We start from the raw sequence: 26,488 nt of genomic DNA on the forward strand, positions 1-26,488 counted from the left end.
AATCGCTACATGAAATCAAATGAGAAAAATTATATAAAAAGATTACAGCGACAAAAAGAAGATGCGCTAGAATTTGTTGTCGATACATACTTACCGCTCATAAAAGGGATAACCCACAAAGTTCTTCTTCCAGTTCAAAATGATGGACTCATAGAGGAATGTGTAAACGATATATTTCTTTCCATATGGAATAACGCAAATAAATTTCATGGAGAACCAAATGATTTTAAAAAATGGATTGCGGCAATTGCGAAATTTAAGGCGATTGATTATTACCGGAAGGCAACTAAAAAAGTAGAGATTATTTCGGATGAGTTTCATATGAGTACGGAAAAGTCAGCAGAAGATGAATTAATCGTTATGGAAGATAGGGAAGAGTTATTGAAGCTTATTAATCAATTAGAACCGTTAGATCAAAAGGTGTTCATTATGAAATATCTTCTTGGTATGAAGACAGAAGAAATAGGAGACAAGTTAGGGTTAACTCGGGCAGCGATAGATAATCGTGTGTATCGTGGAAAAAAGAAACTACAACAAAATGCTACGAAAATTAGTTTTGGAGGTAGTGTCATATGAAAGACATTTATGAACTATTAAATGATATTGATATAGATGAGAAAGAACTTGAGGAAATTGAGGCTTCTGAAATTGAAAAAGAAAAAGTAAAGCGCAATGTAAAACAATCGATGCGTACGAAGAAAAAGATGAAAAGTTGGAAAAAAGGCGTTGCTGCTGCATCTATTTTAGTCGGCGTATCGGTTGCCATGCTTGGCATCGGATTTCCGACATACGCTGGAGGATTACCAATAGTAGGTGACATATTCCGATTTTTAGATAATGGTAGAACAGGGTTATATGAAAATTATAAAGAGTTTTCGACTGAATTGAATATGACGAGGGAGAGTAATGGGGTTAAGGTTACCATTAATGATGTAATTTCTGATGGCAGAACATTATCTATAACGTATTCACTGGAAAGTGAGCAAGACTTAGGAGATGATCCTATCATATTAGGCGGATTGGATATAATGGACGCTCATGGTAGTTCAGGAAGTGGAAAAATGACTAAAGTTACTGAAAAAAAGTATGTAGGTATGGTAACAACGACGCACCATGATAGTAATCAAAAGGACAAAGTAAACTTTAGATGGAATATAGAGGGAATAGAGATGCCAGATAGGAAAAAATCAATACAAGGTAATTGGAATTTCGCGTTAACTGTAAAATCAGTGGATAGTAAAGAGAGAACAATTGGTGGGAGTTCGGAAAAAGAAGGTATAAAAGCAAATATGGAAAAGGTCGCAATATCGCCAGTTTCATTTATTCTTTATTACAATCAAGAGGTTTCTAAGGGCGCGAGGAAAGAATGGGATAGTGTAGATGTTGAATTGACGGTTAAGGATGATTTAGGGAATATTTATTCGGGTGAAGGAAATGGGGGAAGTGGCAACGATCCTTACAATATCCATTGGAGTTCCACATTCCAAAAGTTAAACGAAAATGCAACAAAGCTTATCGTTACACCTCGTGTACACTTGCGAGTGCATACATCTGAAAATCATGGTGGAGTAGAGTATGTGAATGGAATCGAGAAGAAGATTGAAGTACCAAAAAAAGAAGCGAAGAGCAAAGATATTGTTCTAGATGATATCGTAATTGATTTAAAGAAATAGAAGAGAGACCGCCTAAAACATTAGGCAGTCTCTTTTTCGTTAAGGAGTAGTAACAAGTAATGCATGCGGATGCTGCGTTTTATACTCATCTTTCCACGGAATGTTTAGTTGTTCCCACGATTCACCGCTATCATTGGATTGAAACAAGCCGTTGTTATTTAAAGTGTAAAATGTATGTGGTTCTGCTTCGTTTGTCGCAAACATTGAAATGACTGTACCGATTGCAGATGGTAGTCCTTGCTGTACTTGCTGGAACGGGGTGTCTTTCGTTTTACGATAAATATAAGATTCATAAGGAATACGGTGATGAGCAAGATCGGCACTTGGCGCGGCGGAAACGAGAATCGTATCGCAATCAGCTGGATCGATAGCCATGCTGTATAAGTAATGATGCTCAAGTCCGTCACTACATGAAATCCAGCTGTTGCCACTGTTATAACTTTCAAGGTATGCACGATCAGGTCCGCCCATAAATCCGTCACCACATGATGCATAAAGGCGATTTGGGGCTTCAGGGTGCATAAGTAATTGATGAGCATCGATAGGAGCACCGAATTTTTTATCAATCCATGTATGCCCTTTATCGTTACTTTGAATAACGGCACCAGCTTCGATTGAAACGTGGATTGTATTTGGATTGTTTGGATCAACCGTAATCCAGCGTACGTGATGAGTAAAAGGTCTAGGAGGGAAAGCCCACGTATAAGAAGATAATAATGATTTCATATTTTTTAGTTCCGTCCACGTTTCCCCACCATTTTCTGAACGGAATAAAGCGCTCGGTTCTGTGCCGACATAAACGACGCCATATCCGTTAACTTGTTCATTCGGGCTTATCGTAATGGAAGTGATCGAAGAATGTAAAATACCATCTTCTTTTGGAAAATCAAAGTAACGATAAGAATCCCCAATTGGTCTCCATGAATCTCCGCTATCGTCACTTAACCAGAGACCTCGTCCAAAAGTGCCGCAATATACACGATTTTTTTGAAATGGATCAACAGCGATACAGGTAGGTTGCATATTTTGTAAGTGATACGCCGCTTCATAGTTACCATATCGTTCTTTCACTACAACAAGTTCACGTTCCATACAGAGAAATAAACGTTTCATTTTCGTAACCTCCTTAAAAATTCTTTCATTAGTAAACAATATGAAGCTGAAAAAGAAGTAGTCTTATTTTTTGTTGAGAAAAAGGACTTGTTTGAAATGTAGCGAAGTGTTTATACAGAGGAAGCGGGATAAAGATGGGGAGTTTGTTTCATACTAATGTACAGATATTATCCTTAAAGGAGCATTAGTATGGGGCATTCACATAATCATGGTAATTCTAATAATAAAAAAGCGTTATTACTTGCATTTTTACTAACAACAAGTTTTATGATTGCTGAAGTTATTGGGGGATTTGTAACAAATAGCTTAGCACTACTATCTGACGCGGGGCATATGCTAAGTGATGCAGTATCTTTAGCTTTAAGTTTACTTGCGTTTAAACTCGGAGAAAAAACAGCAACAACTGCGAAAACATATGGATATAAGCGAGTCGAAATGTTAGCGGCATTATGTAACGGTGTCGTCCTTATTGTCATTTCAATATACATTTTTATTGAAGCAATTCGCCGTTTTAAAGAGCCAGTTGAGATTGCTAGTAATGGAATGCTTATTATTGCTGTACTTGGTCTGCTTATTAATATTTTATCAGCTGGGATATTAATGAGAGGCGGAGATGTGAAGGGTAATTTAAATTTAAGAAGTGCTTTCTTACACGTATTAGGCGATTTATTAGGATCAGTCGGAGCGATAATTGCTGCGTTACTTATTAAATTTTTCGGATGGACTGCTGCAGATGCGATTGCTAGTATTCTTGTGTCTATTTTAGTCATTATTAGTGGATGGCGTGTAACACGTGATACGGTCCATATATTAATGGAAGGTGCACCGCAGAACATAAATGTTGAAGAGGTAAAAAGTACATTGTTAAATATTACGATTGTAAAAGAAGTTCATGATTTGCACATATGGTCTGTCACATCGGATTTTCAAGTATTAACTTGCCACTTGATTATTAAAGGAAATGAAACACAAAGTGTATTAAAAGAGGCTACGGAAGTATTAAAAGAGAAGTTTCATGTAGAACATGTCACCATTCAAGTAGAAATAGATGGTGAATTTCATCATAGTGAGACAACTTGCAAAGTATGAAAGAAAAAGGATAAGAAAAAGTGTCATAACATTTTTCGCGCGGCATACATATATATAATGTGGCCACAAATACTTTGTAAGGTAAATATTTCATGAAATTACTTTACTTATAAAGAGTCATCTTTTATAATCAAAAGTGGTAATTGATAAAGATTATCATTTTCAATAATCGTAGAAAGGAGTTTTTTTAAAAGATGAGTAGTCAACTCCGTTTTGCTGTTGAAAATCGTAAGAGGCATTTAATTGATGAGTTAATTGGAGCAGGTGTGTTTAAAATTCGCGATCGACAATTATACGAGCTGTCTTTAGAGGAATTGGAAAAAGAATACGAAGATATGGAAGATTATGCAAATATTCAGGCATAACTATATATTAGTAAAAAGAGAGCTGGTTACGATTTTATGTAGCCAGCTCTCTTTCTATTTCGTAGAAATTATTTTTTGTATTTCTTTCATTGGACGGAGCCAGTTTTGAGTCATCATTTGTTCCATTTGTTTTTCATCCTGCTTCTGCAGTGCTTGAATGATAGCGTGATGTTCATCAATAGATTGACTTGCTGGAACAAAGTTTTGGAAAAATAAATATTCAAGGCGTAAGACGTGAAGTTGCATATTTTCTAGAAAGGGTTCAATATATTGATTTTTAGCAATAGAAGAAATTGCATTGTGAAATTGTATATCTAATTCTAAAGCTTGTTTTGCGTTTTTTTTCTCTATAGAGTACTGAAAGTCATCATTTATTTCAGAAAGTAGCTTCAGATCAGCGTCTGTAATGTTTTGAAGTGCTTGCTTACCTATAATAGAGTGAAGACCAGCCATCGTTTCATAAATAGTAGGTATGTCGTCTAACTGAATAGGAGCAATTTTTGTTTTTTGCCCAGGTACCATTTCCACTAATCCAGAAAGCTCTAATATTTGAAGTGCTTCTCTTACAGGTGTTCTACTTACTCCTAGTGCTTCAGCCAGTTCCCCATCATTAATTTTTTCATCGGGCTTCAGTACACCTTCAATAATCCAATCTTGTAGTTGATTTAAAACGAGTGATTTTGCTGAAACTCTTCCTAGTTTTTTATTATTTTGAGGGATAGGCATAGTGAATTCAATCCTTTCATTGTATATTTTCCTTTTTCTGATGAACAAGCTTTAATTCAGGTTTCCCTTCATCCGGTTTTTGGCTTAAGATAAGCACCATTACAATGACACAAAAAGCCCCTAATAACTGAAAAGATTGAAACGGTACATGTAATATAAGTACAGAAGAAATAATAGCTGCGAGTGGTTCTGTACAACCGAATAATGTCGTTTCTTTCGGGGTTAAGTATCGTATGCTGTCTAAGTATAAATAAAAGGCAATAAGTGTTCCGAAAATGATGACAAATGTGATGAGCGGTAAGGTATTTAGTTTTACATATTTCATCGTTGACAATAAAATGAATTCTTTCGTAGTAATAAAGTGTACAATCGTTACACCCATACCCCCAATAATCATGCCCCATCCAACGATAACTGAGGAAGACCATCTATCTAGTAATTCTTTTGAATATAAACTATAAAAAGCAAGAGATAATCCAGATAAAATACCCCAAACGATAGCTGGTGTAGAAACAGCTAAGTTATGAACAGACCCGTTTGTTAGTAAGAGAAAAGTGCCTACTAATGAAAGGGCAATTGAAATAAAATCAATTTTTGATGGACGAACGTTCCATTTGAAAAGTAAGTATACAGTAATAAATATAGGAGCTAAATATTGCAATAATGTTGCAACGGCAGCATTTCCTTCTTTAATAGAAGCGAAGTACGTGTATTGTACAGCAAGCATACCGAATAGGCCAAACAATATCATTTTAGTAGCATCAGATCTTTGTTTCCATATGCTGAATATTTCTTTTTTTCTCGTTCCGAATGATGAAATAATGAGTAAGATAACGCCCGATATAAGCAATCGAATTGTAACTAACCATTCAGTAGAAATATTGTCATATTGAAAAAGTTGTTGTGCAGCTGTTCCGGACAAGCCCCATAAACAAGCACCGATGACAACCATAATGATTCCTTTTAAACGATTTGGATCCATCATGTATAGAGTCCTCCTTTCAGAAAATATATTATATACAATATGCAATATATCACGAAATAAATAAAAAATAAACTGAAATTTCTGTGTTGTATGGTGGAGAATTGAATAGTTCTAATTATATTTACGATACAAGCGAGCAGGTTAAATAAAGTGAGAGAAAATTATAAAATTAAATCATAATCAAGCGGATAAAAAAATAAAGATAAGAGTAATTTGGTTTGTTAAAAATATGTGTAGAAGGAGATACGCGATGAACTGGGTTACTCATAAACCAACATTTGAATTTGATAATTTTAGTCCATTTATTCGTGCGAATACTGCGTGGCTTGGGCATTTGGAGTTCGCATACGATTTAGTAAGATTTGAAAAACCAGAAATATTAGTTGAGCTAGGTACACATTTAGGCGCTTCTTTTTTCAGTTTTTGTCAAGGGGTAAAGGATGGGGGATTAGCTACAAAATGTTATGCTGTAGATACTTGGACAGGAGACGGGCATACAGGTCCATATGGAGAAGGTGTTTTCCAAATTGTAGATAAAGTGGTGAAAATGAGCTATCCCAATATAGGTAATTTAATTAAATCTACTTTTGATGAGGCTGTTGATCAATTTCAAGATGGAACGATAAATTTGTTGCATATTGATGGCTATCATACGTATGAAGCAGTTTCTCATGATTATAAAACATGGTTACCGAAACTTGCGAATAACGGTATTGTGTTATTTCATGATATTGAGGTGAAAGATCGAAACTTCGGCGTGTATAAGTTTTGGGATGAAGTCACAGCAAAGCACCCTCATTTTCAGTTCCAGCATTCATATGGACTCGGCGTATTATTTCCGAAAGGTTGTAGCGATAAGTTTGTGGAAATACTTCAAAATAAAGAAGAAATACAAAATATGTATAAATAAAAGTGGAGCATGCATCATTTGAATGATGCGTGCTTTTTTGTGTGGGGAATAATGATATTCCTTTAAACGGTGAGGATAATAGTAAAAAGTTTTATGTTGGCAAATATTAAAAAAGTTACTCTTTGATTGTTAAATATAAAAAATGTAACATTTTTTATATTTTCCATTGCGAAAAGTAGCATCTACTTTTACAATAGAAAAGGTGTCCAATATATTATACTGGAAAAATAAATCGAAATAATATGAAAATTTTGTTTTGTCTTCGCTAATTGTATATTACATACATGTAAGACGACACACGTCATGTTATCGACTTGTAAGGAGAGAAAAAAATGAAAAGTGTAAGATTACCATCGATGCTAGAAATCATAGTTCTTTTATTATTATTTCTTGCTGTTGTCTTTTCCTTCCAAACGATTTTTGATCTCCCAATTCAATTAGCGCTATTTATTTCATGGTTTTTAGTAATTGCGCTTGGATTAAGATTAGGATTTCGTTATCAAGAATTGCAAGATGCAATTACGAAAGGGATTTCTAACGGATTAGAAGCAATACTCATTTTAGTTGCAGTAGGTGCTTTAATTGGAACATGGATTGCTGGTGGGATAGTACCAACATTAATTTATTATGGATTAGAATTTATTCACCCTAGTATATTCCTATTAGCAACATTAATTATTTGTTCGATCACTTCTATCGCAACAGGAACATCTTGGGGAACGGTAGGAACAGCAGGTATTGCTATGATGGCGATTGGTGAAGGTCTTGGGTTACCATTACCACTTGTTGCTGGTGCAGTTCTTTCAGGTGCTTATTTCGGGGATAAATTATCGCCACTTTCTGATAGTACAGTACTTGCAGCATCTATGGCAAAAGTAGATGTTATTGCACACGTACGAGCTATGCTTGTATTAGACGTTCCAGCGTATATTATTACTAGCATTATGTTTACTGTAGCTGGTTGGATGTATGGCGGAGATAACGTAGATTTAAATCGAGTAGAATTTTTAAAGGAATCATTATTAAAACACTTTGATATTAAAATATGGATGTTAGTTCCGGCGATTATTGTCATTGTCCTATTAGCAATGAAGAAGCCTTCTATGCCTACAATTGCAATGGGAGCTTTACTTGGCGCAATTTGGGCAACTGTTTTCCAAGGAATGCACTTTGGAGACGCAATTGGAACAGCATATAACGGATTCTCAATTCAATCAGGCGTTGAGTTTGTCGATAAGTTATTAAACCGTGGCGGAATTAACGGTATGCTCGGTTCAGTAGCCGTAATTATTTTCGGTTTAGGGTTTGGTGGATTACTTGAAAAATTAGGTGTTTTAAAAGTAATCGTATCAAAATTCGAAAAGAAATTAAATTCTGCTGGTAATGTAACATTATCTACATTAATCGTTGCATTTTTAGCGAACATATTTGGATGTGCGATGTACGTATCACTTATTTTAACACCGAAAATTATGCAAGAAAGTTATGATAAACTAAAAATCGACCGCCGCGTATTAGCGCGTAACTCAGAAGTAGGTGGAACATTAACTTCAGGTATGGTTCCATGGTCGGATAACGGTATTTTTATGGCTGGTATTTTAGGTGTTGCGACGATATCATACATTCCATTTATGTGGTTAAGCTTCGTATCGTTAATTTTAGCAGTTATTTACGGATATACAGGCAAGTTCATTTGGTATGTAGATGATGCTGAAAAAGGAAAAGAAGCGTCATAATAAAAAATCACCTTCTACGTGTTGTAGAAGGTGATTTTTTATTATGAAAACATACTTTTTCATATTGAATTCCTCCAGTATTGTTATAGTAGGTTACAAAGGAAAGAATACAACCTAAACTTAAGTTTAGGTCAAGAGGAGTTTTTAAAATAAATATAAAATATCTATTTATATGAGTGAGAATTCTTATCATTTAAAGGGAAGTCTGTTATTATAAGAAATGTAGGTATTATATTTTCAAGGGGATGAAAACATGGAGTACAGAATTGAAAGAGATACATTAGGAGAAATTAAAGTTCCAGCTGATAAATTATGGGCAGCACAAACACAACGTAGTAAAGAAAACTTCCCGATTGGAACAGAGCAAATGCCGCTTGAAATTGTAAAAGCATTTGCCATTTTAAAGAAGAGTGCAGCACTTACTAATAAAAAATTAGGAAAGCTATCAGAAGAAAAAGCAGAAGCAATTGTGACAGCAGCTGACGAAGTGATAGCAGGGAAATGGAATGAACATTTTCCACTTGTCGTATGGCAAACAGGTAGTGGTACTCAGTCAAACATGAATGTGAATGAAGTAATTGCAAACCGAGGGAATCAAATTTTGAAAGAGAAAGGATTTGACGTACATATTCATCCGAATGATGATGTGAACATGTCTCAAAGTTCAAATGATACTTTCCCAACTGCGCTTCATGTAGCATGTGTACTCGCAGTAGAAAATCACGTGTTACCAGCAATTACGAAATTAAAAGAAACGTTAGCAGAAAAAGTAAAAGCATTTGAACATATTATAAAAATTGGTCGTACACATTTACAAGATGCGACACCGTTAACATTAGGACAAGAAATTAGTGGATGGCACCGTATGCTTGAAAAAACAGAGCGTATGATTGCAGAGAGCAATACATATATGAAAGAGCTTGCGATTGGTGGTACTGCAGTTGGAACAGGTATAAACGCCCATCCTAAATTTGGTGAGATGGTATCTGAGGAAATTAGCCAATTTACAGGTAAGCAATTTATTTCTGCACCAAATAAATTCCATGCATTAACGAGTCATGATGAAGTTGTATATACGCATGGGGCATTAAAAGCATTAGCAGCGGATTTAATGAAAATTGCTAACGATGTGCGCTGGCTGGCAAGTGGTCCACGTAGTGGGCTAGGAGAAATTATTATTCCAGCAAATGAGCCAGGAAGCTCTATTATGCCAGGTAAAGTAAATCCAACGCAAAGTGAAGCGTTAACGATGGTTGTAGCACAAGTGATGGGAAATGACGCAACAATCGGATTTGCAGCGAGCCAAGGCAATTTTGAGTTAAATGTATTTAAACCTGTTATTGCATATAACTTCTTACAATCTGCTCACTTATTAGCAGATGCAATTGTTTCATTTAATGATAATTGTGCAGTTGGTATTGAAGCAGATGAAGAAGTCATTAAAGAGAATGTGAATCGTTCATTAATGCTTGTTACAGCATTAAATCCGCATATCGGATATGAAAATGCAGCGAAAATTGCGAAGCATGCTCATAAACAAGGGTTAACTTTAAAAGAAGCAGCATTGCAATCTGGATTACTAACAGAAGCACAATTTGATGAAATTGTCGATCCGAAAAAAATGATTGCTCCGAAAGAGTAATAAAAACGCCAAGATTCTTTGTTTAGAATCTTGGTTTTTTTATTACTGTAAATGCCAAAATATATTATTTGTTAGCAGACATATTCAATATTTTCATATGTGGGCAGTTTTCTTTTAAAAGTGCAATGAATGTTTCTTCTTCTTGTGGTACGAAAGTTGTCACAGAGTCGAATAAATTATAATGGATTTCTAATTGCTGTCTAGTCCATTTCTTTGAATGAAGTTTTTTACCAGAGTATTTAATGTGGCGAATATCTTCAAAGGGAATTTCAGTACGTAGTATGAAACCATGTTTTACGAAAAGAGATGATTCTGTTACGTTGTAGTGAGAGAAATAGAATGAAGAAAGATTCACGATATTTAGCAGCATCATGAGGGTGAAAAAAATAGAATTTTCATTTTGGAAAAATAGTGAAATGAAAAAAATCATGATAAATAATGTAATAAAAATAACGTGAAATGGATTTTTTTTCGCTTTAAATTTCAAGTTAGTCACCTCGGTATACGTGTACTTTAACTAAATTAAATCATAACATTGTAATAAAACGTGTGAATATGCATAATTGCATATTCACACGTTTTATTATTCATGTAAAATTTCTTGATGGGATACATTCAAAAGAAGTTTTGTAATAGTGGAGTGGCATGAAGTGACTTACAAGAATAGAAAGATAGTGTTAGTCATAATTAGTTGTATGATGATTATGGGGAGTTGTGCTAATACATTTGTTGAAGATAGAAACCGAAAGCATACATTTGTACAAGCAAGTAAGGTTTTAGTTGAGACTTTAAATAGAATATATAAAAAGTAAAAGGTGTTTTCTTATACGGAAACACCTTTTTTGTAGTTAAAATTGAATGTACTTTCTCCCAATCTCCATATTCACTAATTGCATATGTATTTTGGGCAATTTGTTTAACAGTAAACCAAGGGTCGTGCAGAATAGTCATGTTTTGTTTCACATCCTATCGTAATTTATTTATTAAATACATTCGCTTTTTATTGCTTCATGTCCTTTTTAAAGAATATTTTATAGACATTTTTTATAAAGGTTTGAAAAATAGGTAAACGAAACATTGAAATGTTTATTTCGTTTATGTTAAGATGATGAAGTGTTAATAAACGTTATTGGAATTTGTTTATTTTAAAACGGACATTTTAAAGGAGTGTTTAGTATGAGCGATATTTCAGAGAAGTTTTGGGATGCATCGGTAGAGGAATTGAAAAAAGGGTATGTGTTTGATGAGGAAACGGAAGAGTATATTTGTTTAGCTTGTGGAGAAACGTTTATTAAGGGTGTTATTTATCAAGATAATCAAGTTTTGTATGAAGCAGAGAAGTTTGTACAATTGCATGTGCAAAACGAACATACATCTATGTTTGACTATTTATTAAACCTTGATAAGAAGTATACGGGTTTAACGGATTTGCAAAAGAAGATGGTTCAGTTTTTCCATATGGGGCTGAATGATAAAGAGATTGTGAAAGAGATGGATGGCGGAAGTACTTCAACTATCCGCAATCATCGGTTTACACTTCGAGAGAAAATGAAGCAAGCGAAAGTGTTTTTAGCGTTAATGGAACTGTCAGAAGAAAAATCAAAAGTACAAACGAAATTTGTACCCATTCATAGAACAGCAACGATGGTAGATGATCGTTACAATATTACAGAAGAAGAAAATGATGAAGTGTTAAAAACACATTTTACAGAGGGATTAGATGGACCGCTTTCTAAATTTCCAAAAAAGCAAAAGCGTAAATTAATTATATTACGTCATTTAGTGACGAAGTTTGATAGTCATAAAAAGTACACTGAAAAAGAAGTAAATGCTATTATAGAAAGCGTATATCCGGATTTTGTAACTTTGAGAAGATATTTAATCGAATACGGGTTTTTAGATAGAACAGCTGATGGAAGCCAATATTGGGTGAAGTTATAATATAGGGACAAGAAAATGAATAGAAGCACATCGTTATAACAACTATACAAAGAGATAGAAGTTGAAAAACAGATTTTTAATAAAAGGAGAAATGAAATTTGAAACCACCTACAAATAACAATAAAGAAGGTGCGGAGTCACATAAGTTAGAAAGTGAGAGTAAACCGATTTGGAAATCGATGTCCATGTTTTTAGTACCGTTACTATTAAGTAATGTACTACAATCAGTTGGACAATTATTCGGTATGGTAGTAGTAGGAAGATGGCTTGGAGTGAATGATTTAGCGGCCATATCGGCATTCTTCCCATTATTTTTCTTACTTGTTTCATTCGTAATTGGTATTGGTTCAGGGAGTTCCATTTTAATTGGTCAGGCGTTTGGGGCAAAAAACGAAGATCGTTTAAAAGCGATTGTTGGTACGACGCTAACATTTACCTTTATTATTGGAGTTGTGTTAGCGATAGTAGGTAGTATTTTTGCGATGGATATTATGCGCCTTATGGGGACGCCAGAAAATATTATTGAAATAAGTGTACATTATGCACGTATTTTATTTATATCGATGCCAATCTTATTTTTATATTTCGCATACACAACGTTTATGAGAGGTACAGGAGATTCTAAAACGCCATTTTACTTTTTAATTGTAAGTACAGCGCTAAATATGATCTTATTACCAATCCTTATTTTTGGATGGTTAGGTGCTCCAAAATTAGATGTGTATGGAGCAGCCTATGCTTCTGTTATATCTACAGTTATTACGTTTATTGTCATGTTAGTGTATTTAAAGAAAAAAAATCACCCACTACAATTAGATAGTACGGTAAGGAAATATCTTCGAATGGATTGGGGGTTATTAAAGCTTTTACTACGACTTGGTATTCCAGCGAGTATTAATATGATATTAGTTTCATTATCAGAAATTGCGGTAATCGCGTTTGTAAATCGTTACGGTTCGGATGCAACAGCAGCTTATGGCGTTGTGAACCAAGTTGCAAGTTATGTGCAAATGCCAGCAGTTAGTCTTGGTATTACAGTCTCCATTTTTGCTGCCCAATCAATTGGTGCGAATCAATTTGATCGATTGCAGAAAGTTGTGAAGGCCGGAATTATTATGAACTACGTCATCGGTGGTGTGCTAATATCTCTCATTTACTTGTTCTCAAGAGACATTCTATCACTATTTTTAACGAGTCAAACTACAATTGAAATTGCTCATAGCCTAGTTATGATTACATTATGGAGTTATTTAATTTTCGGGCATGCGCAAATTATTAGTGCGACAATGCGAGCGAGTGGTACAGTATTATGGCCAACTGTTATCGGCGTCGTATCAATATGGCTTGTAGAAGTACCTGTAGCGTATTACCTTTCTTACCATACAAGTCTTGGCATAGAAGGGATATGGATTGGGTACCCAGCAGCGTTTATTGTCAGTTTAATACTACAATATGCATATTATAAGCTTTCATGGCAGAAGAAACGAATTACACGATTAGTGAGTTAAATATTGAAAATGTCCCTAAGTTATTATACTTAGGGACATTTTTTGTAAGTGTAGGTTACAAATAGCTTTTTAAAGTAATATCAAAATGTTGTCTAATGAGTTTGTTATCACTCATATAAAACTCCCACGCTTTTTCTGGTTCACCGATAATTTCAAAAGATTCTTCTGTAATATATAAGGCACAATTATCCTCTAGTGCAATGCCTTCTATATTCCCTTGATGATTTTGTAAAAAGGAATGGAAGGCGTTCATTCTATTTAATTGATTATAATGTGGACAAAACCTTTTGTTCACAATTCCCCAGCCGTTGCTCTCTATATAACCGGAACCTTCATAATCTGAGCGGATGCTAGATGTGAACCAGCACATAGCACCAGCGCTACACCCTGCAATGAGCGTTCCTTGCTGCAGAGCCGATAGTAATTTTTCATCGAGCTTATGTTCTTTCCATTCTGAAATCATTTGAATATAGTTTCCGCCACTGAGATAAATTAAATCAGCAGACTGAATCATTTCGTCTATTTCATATTTAGAAGGTGTATCGGCTATAATACGTAAAATTTGTACGTCACAGTGTAATTGTTTTTCGAATGTGTCTAAAAATAATTTTATATAGCTTTCATCATCATGACTAGCTGTAGGAATGAATAATACTTTCGGATACTGTTTATTTGTTAATTCTATAAGTCGCTCATTAATAGGCGAGTGATTTGAATCTTGTAAATCACCGCCACCAATGACAGCTAATTTCATAGTAAAGCACCACCTAATCATTTTCGTTATATAAAAATTCGATAGAAGAGAGTTACATTCCTTCTGCGATGTAATGATTAAGTAGAAAATATAGTTTGAATATATCGGAATAGTAAAGCAAAGGCTGGTTATATTGAGAAATGAATTAGAAACAATTTATTAATATATAATACTTCATACTATTGTTTCAAAATATGGAAACAATATGTTTAAATGGATATAAAGAAGCATGTATTCATATTGAATGAGTACTTATCCTTTAAAAAGGAATCGGCAATAATAGAGATTTTACAAATGAGTTTTTACTTTTAATAGGAACTTGTATTACAATATGGTAAAATTATTTCAATATATTTATTTAATATAAAAATACAAAGAGGGAGCGTGAGAAAAGTGGATTTTCGATTCGAATTTACAACGAAGGTGAAGGAATACTTGGATGATGAGAAGGATGAAAAAATAATAAAAGATGGACATAGAGATATCATTTTTCAGTATTTATATCCGCTAGAGAGTGAAATTGGTATTTATAAAAATCCTAACTTTACTTTTTTTGCATCAGGAAGACGCTCGCATATCGTATTAGAAAACATTGAATTTAAAACAGAGGTAAATGTAAAAAGTAACATCATTGAAATTACAAAAATAGTAGATAATGTCGTTATCCCGTTAGATACGATCGTAGCGAAAAATCGGGAATTGTTTGCACTTGGGCGTAATGAGAAATTTAGTGTACAAATATTAGAGCAGTATCTCTTTGATACATTTGGAGAAAAATTAGGTTTAAAATGAATGGAATTGCCTATGTATTTATAGGTAGTTCATTTTCGTATATATCATCTACGTTTGACCTTTCAATTAATTTATACTACAATTCGTAGTGTGAAAGGAGACGCATGATGTTTACTCAAAACTATAAGCTAAATGAGCAAGGGTTAAATCATTTCTTTGGACCGCTTGAAGCAAAAATTATGGAGATTGTTTGGTCTAGCGAGGGTATTACGATTAAAGAAGTACAGCAGAAATTAAGCGAAGAATCACCTGTGAATTTTAATACTGTGATGACAGTTATGAACAGGTTAGTAGAGAAATTACATTTAGAAAAACAGACTGTGAAAAGAAGTGGCATATATCGTGCTGTACAAACAAAAGAAGAATTCTTATCCAATCAAACGAAGAAAATGACACAGGAATTGATGGGGGAATTTGGAGATTTGGTTGTAAATCATATGCTAGATGAGTTAGAGCAAGTTGATCCGACTTTAATAAAAAAGTTAGAAGATAAATTGAGTCAGTTAAAAAAAGAGGATTAATGAAATGAAATGGCAAATGCGTAAAATCGTATTGTTAGCAGTAATTGTTAGTACCGTCTTTTTCAGTATGTTAGTGTATTACGTTACATATCCATTTCTTTTTCAAAATAAGGCGTTCTTTCTTTCAAATTTTTGCTTGTTTCAGTTAGAAAAACATATGAAAGAATTATCGCTCATTCGTATTATAATCGCTGGATTTCTACTACTTACAGTGTTTATCGTGTGCAAAAGAATGTGGCGACAATTTTTCGATACTAAAAGATTACAAAAAGTACTTATTCCTTTCGTTCGAAAAGGAAAACAAATATATATATTGCCGACTGCGGAAGTTGCGGCATTTACAATTGGGTTATTTCGTCCGAAAATTGTCATGTCAGAAGGGATGCTTCAAACATTTTCAGATGAAGAAATGGATGCGATTATTTTTCATGAAGAATATCATCAAAACAATCGAGATCCGCTAAAATTATTTTGTTTTACGTTATTAGCAGAAGGAATGATGTACATACCGATATTAAAAGGGTTGTTACAGCGGTATCACACGTATCAGGAGCTAGCTGCTGATAAATATGCGATGCAAAAAATGGAGTCTTCGTTTGAGTTAGGTAGCGCGTTATTAAAATTAATTAAAATAAAGACAATGGAAAATCGATGTGTTACAGCTTCATTTGCAAAAACAGCAATAAATTTACGAATCGAGCAAGTGTTACATGAAAAAGTTGTTAAGCTTACTATTCCGTTACATACGAATTCGGTATATGTAACATTAGGTTTATTCTGTATGTCGGTTGTACTGATTGTCGGAGAGTGCATATAGCCTCTTTTTTTTAAGAATTAACACTACTTTATGTAGTGTTTTGGGAGGAAGAAAAGTGAAGAAACTAATTGCTATTATACTAGCCGGAGCACTAATTTGGGCCGGAGTTAATTTTTATAATGCAAAGAAAGAAGAAAAAGAAAGAAAAGCGAAACAAGCGGAATTACAGAAAACAGAAGTATTACCACAAGTAGGATTTAAAGCACCAGACATAACATTAAAAGGATTAGACGGGAAGCTGTATTCGTTAAATGATGCAAAAGGTAAACCATATCTTATTAATTTTTGGGCATCATGGTGTGGTCCATGTGAAATGGAGGCACCTGACTTAGTTCGTATGTATGATAAATATAAAAAGGATGTTGAAATCTTTGCGGTAAATGCAACAATAGGAGATCCAGTGCAAGAAGCGAGCGCTTTTGCGGATCGTCACGGATTTAAGTTTCCTGTTTTACTAGATATGGACGGAGTAGCCGGATTAGATTATAAAGTGTTTTCTTTACCAACGACATTTTTTGTTAATAAAGATGGAATTATCGTAGAGCAAGTACGAGGCGTACTACCTCCAGATCAATTAGAAGAGAAATTCAAGAAATTAATTGAGAGTTAAGAGGGGATTTCATAGTGATGGAGTGGATCGTGAGGTTACAACCCGTATCTCTTATAATTGGAAGTTTATTTGGATTTATGTTGATGAAACGAAAGATGAAGAACGAAAGTGTACCATATGAAAAAATGATGGATGCAGTAACAAATGCTTTTCTTATCATCGTATTTGTATGGAAATTTGCACCGGCAATTTTAAATCCAGTATGGGCTATTAGGTCGCCACTGCAAGCATTATTAGCTATAGGAAGTACGAAACATATTGTAGTAGGATGCATAATTGCAAGTGTATACATTGTTTCGAAAAGTAAAAAGGGGCAATTTTCGCTTCGTACTTTACTTGATGCATTACCTATTGCGCTATGTATGAGTATTATTTTTTATTTTCTATTCCACCAAAAAGTAGGAGTACAAACGACATTGCCTTGGGGTGTGAAAGTATATGAATCTAATTTTTTATATCATCCTATATTCGTATACGAGATCATTCTGGCTCTTTGTATAGTGGGCTTGTTATGGATGAAAAATGAAAGGCTTGGAAATGGAAAGAATATAAGTGTTTTTCTAATTATTGAGGGGTTTGCTCATATTATTATTTCGCTTGTTAGTGAACAGAATTCTGTTCTATTTGGTTTATCGATGCAGCAAATACTAAGTTTTTGTGTTATGAGTTTAGGGATTTTGTTCGTGCCGAAAAGATAAAAATAGCCATGTACGGAGGAATCCGCACGTGGCTATTTTTATTACATCTATTAAAAAATCGGCGGAGTAACAGAAAATAAAACAATGGCATTTTTCTCGAATTGATTTACCCATTTATGTTTTAAATAAGCGGGTATTTTTACGCTATCACCCGTTTCTAATATGTACTCTTCTTCATTTAAATGTAATGTGATTTTCCCTTCTAATACATATGCTAATTCTTCACCTTTATGTTCTAGCACATTTTCTGACGAAGCTGTATTCGGCGGGACGGTCATAATTGCTGTTGCTAAATTTCCTGTGAAATCAGGTGATAGCATTTCATATGATAAATTATCGATAATCATTTTTTTTCGTTTATGAGAACGTACAATTAAATCGTCTGTATTTGTATCTTCAAGTAAAAAGCTAAATGTTGGAACATCAAGAGCTTTAGCGAGTACTTTTAATGTTTGGATAGAAGGGTTAGCAGATCCACGCTCAATTTGACTTAACATAGATGGTGTAATATCAGCCATCTTTGCAAGTTCTTTACTCGTTAAACCTTTTTCTTTTCTTTGTTTTTCAATTTTTTTACCAATATCTATATTTTCCATAATGAAAATCTCCTTACTAATTATTAAATTATATTTAAATAAATTAAATTAAAATTAACTAAAGTGAAAAATTTATGTTAAACTATATTAAAATTAATTTAATTATAATTTATTAAATCGTAAGCTACAAGGTGATGAGGAGGAAGAGAAATGAAGGGAATAGAGAAATTAAAAGAGGAATATCCACTATTAAATAAATTAATCGCAACAGAAGAAGTGTTTTGGGTGAATCCGAACATGGAAAAGTATGAAACGGCAATAAAAGATTCGCCACTCAGTGAAGAGAATGTAAAAGATGCGGAGGAGAGGTTAAAGCGTTTTGCATCATACATTGCGAAAGTTTTTCCTGAAACGAAAGAGACGAAAGGCATCATTGAATCACCTTTATTGAAAATCCCTTCTATGAAACAAGCTTTAGAGAAAAATTACGAGCAACCTATTTTAGGAGAATTATTATTAAAATGTGATAGCCATCTCCCAATATCAGGATCAATTAAAGCTAGAGGCGGCATTTATGAAGTGTTGAAACATGCTGAACAATTAGCTTTGCAGCATGGTATGTTAACAGAAGAAGATGATTATTCCATTTTAGATAGTGATACATGTAGAGAGTTTTTTGCAAAATACTCAATTGCTGTAGGTTCTACAGGTAATTTAGGGCTAAGCATTGGGATTATGAGTGCGAAACTAGGTTTTAACGTAACGGTTCATATGTCAGCAGACGCGAAACAATGGAAAAAAGATTTATTAAGAAGTAAAGGTGTAAATGTTATTGAATATGAAGCTGATTATAGTAAAGCTGTAGAAGAAGGAAGAAGGCAAGCAGATGCTGATCCTAGCTGTTATTTTGTAGATGATGAAAACTCGCATGATTTATTTTTAGGATACGCAGTCGCAGCCTCGCGTTTACAAAAACAATTAGACGAGTTAGAGATTGTAGTAGACGAAGAACATCCCTTATTCGTTTATCTACCATGCGGAGTAGGGGGCGGGCCTGGCGGAGTCGCATTTGGTTTAAAGTTATTGTATAAAGACAACGTACACTGTTTCTTTGCCGAGCCTACGCATTCTCCATGCATGTTACTCGGTTTAATGACAGGACTTCATGATAAAATTGCCGTTCAAGATATCGGGATTGATAATGTAACAGACGCGGACGGACTAGCGGTAGGAAGACCGTCTGGATTTGTCGGTAAAACGATAGAACCATTTTTGAGTGGAAATTACACAGTAAGTGATGAAGAGTTATATAGATTATTAAAAGAACTAGCTGATACGGAAAAGATTTATTTAGAGCCTTCTGCATTAGCTGGTATGATAGGACCAGTGAAAGTATGTGCAGAAGATGATTATTTACAAAAACAACAGTTAACAGAGAAGATGAAGAAAGGTACTCATATTGTGTGGGGAACTGGCGGTAGTATGGTTCCAGAAGATGTGATGAATGGGTATTATAAGAAAGGTTTAGAATTAATACTGTAAGGAAAATGAGGCTAGTTATAGTCTCATTTTTTCATGTACATAAAAATCTTTGTTATTTTCACATATGTTCTTTATAGTATAGATATAAAGGATTACTAAGATCGAATAAATATAACAAAAAAGCTTTATTTTACATAATAAGAGGATGTGTATACGATGTCATTACAGACTAAATATATAGCGGGTATTTCGCTTGGGGTTATGGGGGTAGGTTTTGCGGCTTCTATTCCTTTTCAAGGGTCGGTAGCTGGTGAGATTATTCAAGGTGGATTTGAAGCTGGGTTAGTCGGCGGGCTTGCAGATTGGTTCGCAGTTACAGCATTATTCCGTCACCCGATGGGAATTCCAATTCCGCATACAGCTTTGTTACCGAAAAATCGTAAACGAGTAACGAAAGGGCTCATCAATACGTTAGAAAATGAGTGGCTAACGAAAGAAAGTATTACGAATAAAGTAAAAGAAATGCAATTAGCACAAATGGTGCTGCAAATTGCAGAGAGAGAAATGCAGTCTGATGCTGTGAAAAAAGGGATTGTAACGATTGCGGAGAAAGCGATTGTTTCAATAGATACGGAAAAATTAGCGGTTATTATTGAAAAAGAATTAAAAACATATTTGCACACAATGAATACAAGTAACATTTTACAAGTGCTTGTTGATCAATTAGTTGTGCAAGAATATGATGAAAAGACACTTGATTACATATTAGTAAAAGTGAAAGACTGGACAGCGCAAGATGAAGCGCGTTACCAACTCGGAAGCTTAGGTATGAAGGCGATGGAAAATATAAAAGTAGATGGATTCTTGCAGTTTACTTTGAAATCATTTATGAATATTGTAGATGAAGATAAAATTGGCGGTATTTTGCAGAAGTTTATTATTAGTAATATTAGCAGCTTACAAGATGCTGATAATAGCACGAGACAACTTATATTAGCGAAAATTCGTCAAGAAATTATAAATGTAAAAGAAAATGAAGCGTTGCTACAGGAATTAGAAAAATGGAAAGAAAAGTGGATTGCCAATTGGAACGCTACTGACAAAATTAAAGAGATGCTGGAACAAGTGCAGCAAAAAGCAGTTGTCTTTGTAAACAATGAAGAATTTGCGGATAAGTATGTTATTCCATTTTTACAAAAACAAATGAATAAAATAAAAGATGACGAAGTGACTGTTCAAAAAATAGAAGATTGGTTACAAAAACAAGTTGTGAAGCTTGTTGAGAATAACCATTCGAAAATCGGAAAGCTTGTGCAAGAAAATCTTGATAAGTTAGATGATAAAACGTTAATTGAAATGATTGAAAATAACGTCGGTAAAGATTTGCAATGGATCCGAGTAAACGGAGCTGTTTGCGGATTTATGATTGGCTTAGTGTTAGAGGGAATTAAAGCGATTATATGAGAAAAACCTTCCGCAATTGCGGAAGGTTTTTTTATTTTTCAATAACGCTCATATTTAAATTGTAAGCTTTCTCAATATTTAACTTGTACGTTCCATTTCCAGTTTTAATCGAATTTTTATACCAATGTTCTTGCCCGTTGAATTCTGGATTTTCTTCTGAAGAATTATTTTCTTTTTTCGTTAAATTTTCTACTTGTTCCCAAGGTGTATTTCCGATAGCTTCTTTTTGGTTTGTTACTGCTGTTAGAGAGATGTCACTTTCTTTTATTAAATGAACAGATACACCTGAGCTTTCTTGTACAAACCAATTGTTTTGTAATTGACCTGGATAAAGAGAAAGATCGCGATTAGAAGCACGAATTTCTACATGTTTCGTTTGCGGTAGTACAAGTGTCGGCTTTACGCGTGGTTCATGACCAAACAGTCTTTGATGAAACGGTAACGACTTTAATGTTATATACATTGTTTCTCCGGTCGTTTGAACTGAAAGAAAATCTTCTTGTTTTAAATTTGGTTTTTCATTTCCTTTTGTTGTCATTTCATATGTTCCAAGAAGGCTAACTTCATTTGAGTTTCTTCCGTCTATCGTTAGAGGATGGTTGTCTGTACCTGCATCTACGACAATTTTATTGATAGATTCAGGAATGCTAAGTTTGCTTTCTGGAATCGTGTTCGTTTGTCTAGTTGTATGAATGGCGTAGCGAACTTCTTCTAGCAATCCAGTTGATAATAAACAGTAAAAAGCAATGCCAACACTTCCTAAAACACCGATAAAGAAAATACTAAAAATATCATATTTAATAAATGATTGTTCCTTCTTAGAAAATAGTAGGTAAAGTAAAATTTCCACGCCAAGTATAATAAGTAAAACAGGCCACCATGCGGTTAAGGAATCTAATACCTCAGTACCTTTTATAACTGAAAATAGTAAGAAGCAACCTAATGCAATAATAGAAAGCCCCATTGAAAATGTTCCAACGCGCCATGTTCTCATTCTTTTGTACCACCTTTATTTTCTTTATTTCCAAGTAATAATTTAAAGCCGCCACCAATTAAGAGGAGTGCAACGATAGATGTTTGGAAATAGCGATAATACAGCTCGCTAAGATGAATGTTAAATATACTTGCGAAGTAATCATTCAAAATAGGAAGGACTGTTTGATCTAATAAATAATAACCACCGAGTGCAATTAACCCGATACCGATCCATCTTTGATGATTGATAAAATAATCAATGATAGGTTCGTCATTTACACGTTCTTTCCCATACTTTGCAGTTTGTTGTAAAGCGTCAAAAAAGCTATAGAACCAAATGATGGGTACTAAAAATAAAAACGCTGAAAGTCTTAATAAATCGAGCAAATATATTGAAAGTAAAAAGGCTGCCATAAGCTGAAGACCACGGCGCTGTAAGCCTAAATACATATGTCCTGCTCCAGGAAACATCGCTAAAATAGAAGCGAAAGTTTTACTTTTTTTTCCTTGTTCACGGTGCTCTTCAAAATCTTCGAAAATGGTACGATCAATTAATTGCTCACCACGTTCTTTTTTCTGGAGTTGCTGAACAACATCGAAGAAATTATAAATCCATAAAACAGGTAACGTCACGAGAAAGATAAGAAAACTTTCTTGAGATGTTAAAAGAGCAACGAAAATGATCATACTTCCGATTCCTGTACAAGCTACTAAAAATGTAAGGCCACGTTGCATAAGTCCTAATTGAAAATGACCAAGTCCAGGGATGATGGAAAGAAGAATGATATAAAATCGTTCGCTCTCTTTAGAGGACTCTGTCAATTCTCCGGTTGCTTGTTTTTTCGATTGGTTAATAATTGTGATAACTAAATCTAGTAAGTTGACCACCCATAACACGGCTAGTAAAAATAGAGAAAGAAAAGCAAGTTCGCGCGCTATTAATTCTACTACGCAAAAAACTGCAATGGAAAATAGTAATAAAGCTCCTCCACCATATAAAATAAACCGTCCAAACTTCTTTAAATATAAATGTCCAAGCCCAGGAATTAGCCCTAATACAAGTGCTAAAAAGGGATTTTTATTCATGCTTTGAACCTCCGTCCTTTTTTGATGTGTCTACTGATTTGTTTACAATTTGTTGTGAGATAGAAGACTCGTTATGTTTTGAAGATTTCTCGAAATTGGATGTCGCTGTGAAAATATATTGGAATAAACCACTTACCATAAAAATAATTGTAGCTGCGGTTGCAATTATGTAGTGAATAATCGTTCTCTTTAATGAGTTTGTTTTTATATTTTCATTAGGTTGTAGCGTTTCAAAATTAATTTGCGTCATAACTTCGTTCGTAAATGAATCATCATTTATCATTGGAAGGTTTTCCTGTTGTTCATCAATACTTTCCATATAAAGTGCTAAACAATGATCACATTCATAAAGATGTTCTTCCATAGATTCACGTTCATTGCTTTCTATAACATTTAATGTATAATTGCGCCAATCTTCTTTTGAATAATGCATCATAGAAACTCTTCCTCCTTCCAATGTTTTTTAATCCACTTTCTTGCCCGATACAGTTTCATTTCGACTGTTTTCACTTCGATGTTTTCCTGTAAAGCAATTTCTTGATAGCTTTTTTCTTCTAAGTAATGTGCGAGAACGACGTCACGGTAATTATCGGGAAGTTCTCTCAGTTTTTGAGCAATGAGTAATTTCTGCTCTTTCGTCAATAATAAAGCCTCAATATTATGAGAGGATTTTATATTTTCCTCAGTTTCTTTACATAAAGAGAGTTCTTCGTTTTCTCTAGCTTTCTTTCTCTTATAATCAATAGCGTGATTGGTGGCAATACGCGCCATCCACGTTTTTAATCCGCGAAATTGATAATTTGGGAGAGAGGCGTGAATTTTTACGAATACTTCTTGTGTAACATCTTTCGCATCTTCTTCATGTCTTAAAATAGAAAAGATAACTTGAAAAATATAATGACGATATGTTTGCACAAGGATACGAAAAGCATGTTCGCTTCCTTGCTGTGCTTTTTCAATTAATTGTTTTTCCTCAATGGGTCTCTCCCTCCTTTTTGACGCATTCTATTATATAGACGTAAAGAACGATAAGTCACCCTACACATGTTGTAAAAAAAGAATAATATATTTTTAGGAAGGGGGCTAGATGAAAAAAGGTGTGAAAAAATGGTAAAGAGAAGTATATAATGAGCAAGTAAGAAATGTTACGGGAAGAAAGGATGTGAATGTTAGTAGGGGAAGATCCATACTAACAAACATGAAAATTAAAATATTAATAGCAGATGATAACTCTTTTATAAGAGAAGGTATGAAAATTATTTTAAATACATATGAAGAGTTCGAAGTAGTAGATACAGTAAATGATGGGAAAGAAGCAGTGGAATATTGCAAAAAGAACGACGTTGATATCGCTCTATTAGATGTTCGCATGCCAAATATGAACGGGGTAGAGGCGGCGAAATTCATTTGTGAAGAGACGAAAACGAAGCCGCTTATTTTAACGACGTTTGATGACGATGAATATATTTTGGATGCAGTAAAAAACGGAGCGAAAGGTTATTTATTAAAAAATAATGATCCAGAGCGTATTCGAGATGCGATTAAAGGAGTATATAACGGTCAAACCGTTATGCAAGATGTAGTTCTCGATAAAATTAAGTCTAATTTAATGGAAAGTAAAGAGGAAGAATGTAAAATAGATAAAAGTCTTTTTACTGAAAGAGAGCTGAGTATTATCGCATTAATTGCAAAAGGCTTTTCGAATAAAGAAATCTCGAAGCAACTTTTCATATCAGAAGGAACAATTGCAAATTATATTACGTCAGTTTTAGGGAAAACTGGACTGGAACATCGTACACAAATCGCGATTTATTATTTAACAGGGAAAGTAGATTAAAGATATGGAATTTTGGTTAATTGTAAGTAAATTAATTGTCTTTATATATATTGTGTTTAGTTACATGTATTTAAATGTTGCGAACTTACCATGGATTATACTTACTTTGCTTTTATATCTTTCTGTAAACGTGCTGATTTCTATATGTAAAAAAGATACGTACAAAAACATATTAACTTGCGTATCAATTGGTCTAGTTATGTTATTTACATGGAAGATTCATCCGTTTTTTATTTTGTTTTTGCCATTGAACTTATATGAAGTTATATTCCGTTATATAGAGAAGAAATGGCAGCTATTTATCATTATGATGATTCCTATTATCTTTACAAATGAAAGTATTAGAATGACATATGGATTAATTGTTGCATTTTCCTTTCTCGTATTAACTATGGCAGAACGGTATATATCGCGCGTATTAAAGCTTGAATCACAAAATGATCAGATGCGAAAAGATATGCAGCGGCTGACGAAAAGCTTAAATGAAAATAAAGAGTATATAAGACAATCAGAGTACACATTTAAGTTAGAAGAGAGAAACCGGTTATCACAGGAAATTCATGATAAAATTGGCCACTCGATGACAGGGGCACTCATTCAAATGGAAGCAGCAAAGAGGTTAATGGAGATAGATAAAGAAAAATCAGCTGAGTTATTACAAAATGCAATACATATTTCAAAAGATGGTATTGAAAGCATTCGGATTACATTAAAAAATATGAAGCCACCAACTGAGCAAATTGGCATTCATCGTATGAAATTATTCATAGAGGAATTTGCCGGTAAGCATGATATAAATATTCCTTTCGTATATAAAGGGAATTTAGATATGATTTCACCGATTCAGTGGAAGATTATCGGTGAAAATGTTACGGAGGCATTAACAAACGCGATGAAATATGCTGATGCGACAGTCATTTCAATCGATATTCATGTACTTAATAAGATGGTGAAAGTGCAAGTGAAGGATAATGGAAAAGGTGCAACACTTGTTAAAAAAGGTCTCGGGATTATGGGGATGGAGGAACGAACGGCGTCTGTAAATGGTAAAATTATTGTAGATGGAACAAGTGGTTTTTCAGTAACAATGTTGCTACCGATATGAGGATGAATCATCTCATATGAAAAAAGTGAATAATCTCATGTGAAAAGAATGAACTTCTGCACTGAGCAGGTTCATTCTTTTTGTTTATACTAAAAGCAGAGAAACCGAAATAGGGGTGAAACG

General features: G+C 34.1%; 29 protein-coding genes. 18 read left to right on the forward strand and 11 right to left on the reverse strand.

The genetic code is table 11. The features are described 5' to 3' along the window. Positions 1-9 precede the first annotated feature (9 nt). Together PDQ40_RS01740 and PDQ40_RS01745 are read left to right on the forward strand one after the other, a co-directional pair. Positions 10-576 (forward strand): sigma-70 family RNA polymerase sigma factor, encoded by a 567-nt coding sequence (locus PDQ40_RS01740; protein ID WP_000840044.1) that lies wholly within the window; start codon positions 10-12, stop codon positions 574-576. Beyond that, positions 573-1,673, forward strand: a complete 1,101-nt coding sequence (locus PDQ40_RS01745; RefSeq protein ID WP_048557480.1) for a DUF4179 domain-containing protein — start codon at positions 573-575, stop codon at positions 1,671-1,673. The genes PDQ40_RS01740 and PDQ40_RS01745 overlap by 4 nt, the downstream gene beginning before the upstream one ends. A 39-nt stretch (positions 1,674-1,712) precedes the next feature. Here the strand turns inward: PDQ40_RS01745 and PDQ40_RS01750 are convergent, their stop codons facing one another. Then, a complete protein-coding gene (locus PDQ40_RS01750; RefSeq protein ID WP_000825330.1) occupies positions 1,713-2,786 on the reverse strand; it encodes a WD40/YVTN/BNR-like repeat-containing protein in 1,074 nt (357 codons plus the stop codon). A gap of 189 nt (positions 2,787-2,975) precedes the next feature. On the opposite strand from PDQ40_RS01750, the gene PDQ40_RS01755 reads away from it, so the two are divergent. Continuing rightward, positions 2,976-3,875, forward strand: coding sequence for a cation diffusion facilitator family transporter (locus tag PDQ40_RS01755; protein ID WP_000510072.1), 900 nt, complete (start codon positions 2,976-2,978; stop codon positions 3,873-3,875). A 194-nt stretch (positions 3,876-4,069) separates the two neighbouring features. Then, complete coding sequence (fbpA, locus tag PDQ40_RS01760) at positions 4,070-4,240, forward strand: Fur-regulated basic protein FbpA (protein ID WP_000098302.1); 171 nt, start codon at positions 4,070-4,072, stop codon at positions 4,238-4,240. A gap of 54 nt (positions 4,241-4,294) precedes the next feature. Here fbpA and PDQ40_RS01765 read toward each other — a convergent pair whose 3' ends face one another. Further along, entirely contained in the window at positions 4,295-4,966 is a 672-nt protein-coding gene (locus PDQ40_RS01765; protein ID WP_002163700.1) for a GntR family transcriptional regulator, read from the reverse strand. A gap of 16 nt (positions 4,967-4,982) precedes the next feature. Beyond that, positions 4,983-5,948, reverse strand: a complete 966-nt coding sequence (locus PDQ40_RS01770; protein ID WP_048557544.1) for a DMT family transporter — start codon at positions 5,946-5,948, stop codon at positions 4,983-4,985. Between the two features lie 253 nt (positions 5,949-6,201). Between PDQ40_RS01770 and PDQ40_RS01775 the strand changes: the two genes are divergently transcribed. The 3 genes from PDQ40_RS01775 (at position 6,202) to fumC (ending at position 10,239) form a co-directional block, all read left to right on the forward strand. Further along, the gene (locus tag PDQ40_RS01775) at positions 6,202-6,861 is read left to right on the forward strand and encodes a class I SAM-dependent methyltransferase (protein ID WP_001104680.1); all 660 of its coding nucleotides are present in this window, start codon (positions 6,202-6,204) and stop codon (positions 6,859-6,861) included. A gap of 332 nt (positions 6,862-7,193) precedes the next feature. Further along, entirely contained in the window at positions 7,194-8,597 is a 1,404-nt protein-coding gene (nhaC, locus tag PDQ40_RS01780; RefSeq protein ID WP_000843974.1) for a Na+/H+ antiporter NhaC, read from the forward strand. A gap of 253 nt (positions 8,598-8,850) precedes the next feature. Beyond that, positions 8,851-10,239, forward strand: a complete 1,389-nt coding sequence (gene fumC / locus PDQ40_RS01785) for a class II fumarate hydratase (protein ID WP_000456628.1) — start codon at positions 8,851-8,853, stop codon at positions 10,237-10,239. Positions 10,240-10,303: 64 nt separating this feature from the next. Here the strand turns inward: fumC and PDQ40_RS01790 are convergent, their stop codons facing one another. Beyond that, positions 10,304-10,726 (reverse strand): PH domain-containing protein, encoded by a 423-nt coding sequence (locus PDQ40_RS01790; protein WP_163262651.1) that lies wholly within the window; start codon positions 10,724-10,726, stop codon positions 10,304-10,306. 230 nt (positions 10,727-10,956) lie between these two features. Next, positions 10,957-11,202: a hypothetical protein gene (locus tag PDQ40_RS01795; RefSeq protein ID WP_232788888.1), complete on the reverse strand. Its 246-nt coding sequence runs from the start codon at positions 11,200-11,202 to the stop codon at positions 10,957-10,959. A 213-nt stretch (positions 11,203-11,415) separates the two neighbouring features. On the opposite strand from PDQ40_RS01795, the gene PDQ40_RS01800 reads away from it, so the two are divergent. Both PDQ40_RS01800 and PDQ40_RS01805 read left to right on the forward strand, forming a co-directional pair. Next, entirely contained in the window at positions 11,416-12,180 is a 765-nt protein-coding gene (locus PDQ40_RS01800; RefSeq protein ID WP_001280289.1) for a DUF2087 domain-containing protein, read from the forward strand. A gap of 98 nt (positions 12,181-12,278) precedes the next feature. After that, positions 12,279-13,688, forward strand: a complete 1,410-nt coding sequence (locus PDQ40_RS01805) for an MATE family efflux transporter (RefSeq protein ID WP_000804168.1) — start codon at positions 12,279-12,281, stop codon at positions 13,686-13,688. A gap of 55 nt (positions 13,689-13,743) precedes the next feature. On the opposite strand, the gene PDQ40_RS01810 is transcribed toward PDQ40_RS01805, so the two are convergent. Next, the gene (locus PDQ40_RS01810; RefSeq protein ID WP_000762143.1) at positions 13,744-14,442 is read right to left on the reverse strand and encodes a peptidase E; all 699 of its coding nucleotides are present in this window, start codon (positions 14,440-14,442) and stop codon (positions 13,744-13,746) included. Positions 14,443-14,835: 393 nt separating this feature from the next. On the opposite strand from PDQ40_RS01810, the gene PDQ40_RS01815 reads away from it, so the two are divergent. The 5 genes from PDQ40_RS01815 (at position 14,836) to PDQ40_RS01835 (ending at position 17,880) form a co-directional block, all read left to right on the forward strand. Beyond that, positions 14,836-15,234, forward strand: a complete 399-nt coding sequence (locus tag PDQ40_RS01815) for a DUF3942 family protein (protein WP_000347533.1) — start codon at positions 14,836-14,838, stop codon at positions 15,232-15,234. Positions 15,235-15,341: 107 nt separating this feature from the next. Then, positions 15,342-15,755, forward strand: a complete 414-nt coding sequence (locus PDQ40_RS01820; protein ID WP_000495065.1) for a BlaI/MecI/CopY family transcriptional regulator — start codon at positions 15,342-15,344, stop codon at positions 15,753-15,755. Between the two features lie 4 nt (positions 15,756-15,759). Beyond that, the gene (locus tag PDQ40_RS01825; protein WP_000871960.1) at positions 15,760-16,572 is read left to right on the forward strand and encodes a M56 family metallopeptidase; all 813 of its coding nucleotides are present in this window, start codon (positions 15,760-15,762) and stop codon (positions 16,570-16,572) included. A gap of 55 nt (positions 16,573-16,627) precedes the next feature. Then, entirely contained in the window at positions 16,628-17,182 is a 555-nt protein-coding gene (locus PDQ40_RS01830) for a TlpA family protein disulfide reductase (protein WP_000733159.1), read from the forward strand. Between the two features lie 17 nt (positions 17,183-17,199). Beyond that, on the forward strand, positions 17,200-17,880 hold the full coding sequence (locus PDQ40_RS01835) for a prolipoprotein diacylglyceryl transferase family protein (protein ID WP_000454864.1): 681 nt from the start codon (positions 17,200-17,202) through the stop codon (positions 17,878-17,880). Positions 17,881-17,930: 50 nt separating this feature from the next. On the opposite strand, the gene PDQ40_RS01840 is transcribed toward PDQ40_RS01835, so the two are convergent. Then, positions 17,931-18,476, reverse strand: coding sequence for a helix-turn-helix domain-containing protein (locus PDQ40_RS01840; RefSeq protein ID WP_000427642.1), 546 nt, complete (start codon positions 18,474-18,476; stop codon positions 17,931-17,933). A gap of 150 nt (positions 18,477-18,626) precedes the next feature. Between PDQ40_RS01840 and dsdA the strand changes: the two genes are divergently transcribed. After that, a complete protein-coding gene (gene dsdA / locus PDQ40_RS01845) occupies positions 18,627-19,958 on the forward strand; it encodes a D-serine ammonia-lyase (RefSeq protein WP_073541815.1) in 1,332 nt (443 codons plus the stop codon). Between the two features lie 156 nt (positions 19,959-20,114). Further along, on the forward strand, positions 20,115-21,362 hold the full coding sequence (locus PDQ40_RS01850; protein WP_000058288.1) for a DUF445 domain-containing protein: 1,248 nt from the start codon (positions 20,115-20,117) through the stop codon (positions 21,360-21,362). A 31-nt stretch (positions 21,363-21,393) separates the two neighbouring features. Here PDQ40_RS01850 and exsE read toward each other — a convergent pair whose 3' ends face one another. The 4 genes from exsE to PDQ40_RS01870 are packed head-to-tail and all read right to left on the reverse strand — an operon-like array spanning position 21,394 to position 24,338. Beyond that, positions 21,394-22,356 (reverse strand): exosporium protein ExsE, encoded by a 963-nt coding sequence (exsE, locus tag PDQ40_RS01855; protein WP_001261401.1) that lies wholly within the window; start codon positions 22,354-22,356, stop codon positions 21,394-21,396. After that, positions 22,353-23,423: a hypothetical protein gene (locus PDQ40_RS01860; RefSeq protein WP_001039082.1), complete on the reverse strand. Its 1,071-nt coding sequence runs from the start codon at positions 23,421-23,423 to the stop codon at positions 22,353-22,355. The genes exsE and PDQ40_RS01860 overlap by 4 nt, the downstream gene beginning before the upstream one ends. Beyond that, the gene (locus PDQ40_RS01865) at positions 23,416-23,859 is read right to left on the reverse strand and encodes a hypothetical protein (RefSeq protein ID WP_103141677.1); all 444 of its coding nucleotides are present in this window, start codon (positions 23,857-23,859) and stop codon (positions 23,416-23,418) included. Before PDQ40_RS01865 ends, PDQ40_RS01860 begins: the two co-directional genes overlap by 8 nt. Then, on the reverse strand, positions 23,856-24,338 hold the full coding sequence (locus PDQ40_RS01870; RefSeq protein WP_001195469.1) for an RNA polymerase sigma factor: 483 nt from the start codon (positions 24,336-24,338) through the stop codon (positions 23,856-23,858). The genes PDQ40_RS01865 and PDQ40_RS01870 overlap by 4 nt, the downstream gene beginning before the upstream one ends. Positions 24,339-24,621: 283 nt before the next feature. Between PDQ40_RS01870 and PDQ40_RS01875 the strand changes: the two genes are divergently transcribed. Next, positions 24,622-25,260 (forward strand): response regulator transcription factor, encoded by a 639-nt coding sequence (locus PDQ40_RS01875; RefSeq protein WP_000694101.1) that lies wholly within the window; start codon positions 24,622-24,624, stop codon positions 25,258-25,260. A gap of 4 nt (positions 25,261-25,264) precedes the next feature. Beyond that, on the forward strand, positions 25,265-26,365 hold the full coding sequence (locus PDQ40_RS01880) for a sensor histidine kinase (RefSeq protein WP_000397646.1): 1,101 nt from the start codon (positions 25,265-25,267) through the stop codon (positions 26,363-26,365). Positions 26,366-26,488 lie beyond the last annotated feature (123 nt).

The sequence above is a fragment of the Bacillus cereus group sp. Bc061 genome (assembly GCF_027715825.1).
GTDB lineage: Bacteria > Bacillota > Bacilli > Bacillales > Bacillaceae_G > Bacillus_A > Bacillus_A paranthracis.

Coding starts and splice junctions, on each gene's coding strand:
- PDQ40_RS01860 (WP_001039082.1), bottom strand. CDS start 23,423: ATGAATAAAAATCCCTTTTTAGCACTTGTATTAGGGCTAATTCCTGGG.
- PDQ40_RS01765 (WP_002163700.1), bottom strand. CDS start 4,966: ATGCCTATCCCTCAAAATAATAAAAAACTAGGAAGAGTTTCAGCAAAA.
- PDQ40_RS01875 (WP_000694101.1), top strand. CDS start 24,622: ATGAAAATTAAAATATTAATAGCAGATGATAACTCTTTTATAAGAGAA.
- PDQ40_RS01835 (WP_000454864.1), top strand. CDS start 17,200: ATGGAGTGGATCGTGAGGTTACAACCCGTATCTCTTATAATTGGAAGT.
- PDQ40_RS01750 (WP_000825330.1), bottom strand. CDS start 2,786: ATGAAACGTTTATTTCTCTGTATGGAACGTGAACTTGTTGTAGTGAAA.
- PDQ40_RS01770 (WP_048557544.1), bottom strand. CDS start 5,948: ATGGATCCAAATCGTTTAAAAGGAATCATTATGGTTGTCATCGGTGCT.
- fbpA (WP_000098302.1), top strand. CDS start 4,070: ATGAGTAGTCAACTCCGTTTTGCTGTTGAAAATCGTAAGAGGCATTTA.
- PDQ40_RS01880 (WP_000397646.1), top strand. CDS start 25,265: ATGGAATTTTGGTTAATTGTAAGTAAATTAATTGTCTTTATATATATT.
- PDQ40_RS01740 (WP_000840044.1), top strand. CDS start 10: ATGAAATCAAATGAGAAAAATTATATAAAAAGATTACAGCGACAAAAA.
- exsE (WP_001261401.1), bottom strand. CDS start 22,356: ATGAGAACATGGCGCGTTGGAACATTTTCAATGGGGCTTTCTATTATT.
- PDQ40_RS01775 (WP_001104680.1), top strand. CDS start 6,202: ATGAACTGGGTTACTCATAAACCAACATTTGAATTTGATAATTTTAGT.
- dsdA (WP_073541815.1), top strand. CDS start 18,627: ATGAAGGGAATAGAGAAATTAAAAGAGGAATATCCACTATTAAATAAA.
- PDQ40_RS01825 (WP_000871960.1), top strand. CDS start 15,760: ATGAAATGGCAAATGCGTAAAATCGTATTGTTAGCAGTAATTGTTAGT.
- PDQ40_RS01850 (WP_000058288.1), top strand. CDS start 20,115: ATGTCATTACAGACTAAATATATAGCGGGTATTTCGCTTGGGGTTATG.
- nhaC (WP_000843974.1), top strand. CDS start 7,194: ATGAAAAGTGTAAGATTACCATCGATGCTAGAAATCATAGTTCTTTTA.
- PDQ40_RS01865 (WP_103141677.1), bottom strand. CDS start 23,859: ATGATGCATTATTCAAAAGAAGATTGGCGCAATTATACATTAAATGTT.
- PDQ40_RS01820 (WP_000495065.1), top strand. CDS start 15,342: ATGTTTACTCAAAACTATAAGCTAAATGAGCAAGGGTTAAATCATTTC.
- PDQ40_RS01800 (WP_001280289.1), top strand. CDS start 11,416: ATGAGCGATATTTCAGAGAAGTTTTGGGATGCATCGGTAGAGGAATTG.
- PDQ40_RS01755 (WP_000510072.1), top strand. CDS start 2,976: ATGGGGCATTCACATAATCATGGTAATTCTAATAATAAAAAAGCGTTA.
- fumC (WP_000456628.1), top strand. CDS start 8,851: ATGGAGTACAGAATTGAAAGAGATACATTAGGAGAAATTAAAGTTCCA.
- PDQ40_RS01745 (WP_048557480.1), top strand. CDS start 573: ATGAAAGACATTTATGAACTATTAAATGATATTGATATAGATGAGAAA.
- PDQ40_RS01840 (WP_000427642.1), bottom strand. CDS start 18,476: ATGGAAAATATAGATATTGGTAAAAAAATTGAAAAACAAAGAAAAGAA.
- PDQ40_RS01810 (WP_000762143.1), bottom strand. CDS start 14,442: ATGAAATTAGCTGTCATTGGTGGCGGTGATTTACAAGATTCAAATCAC.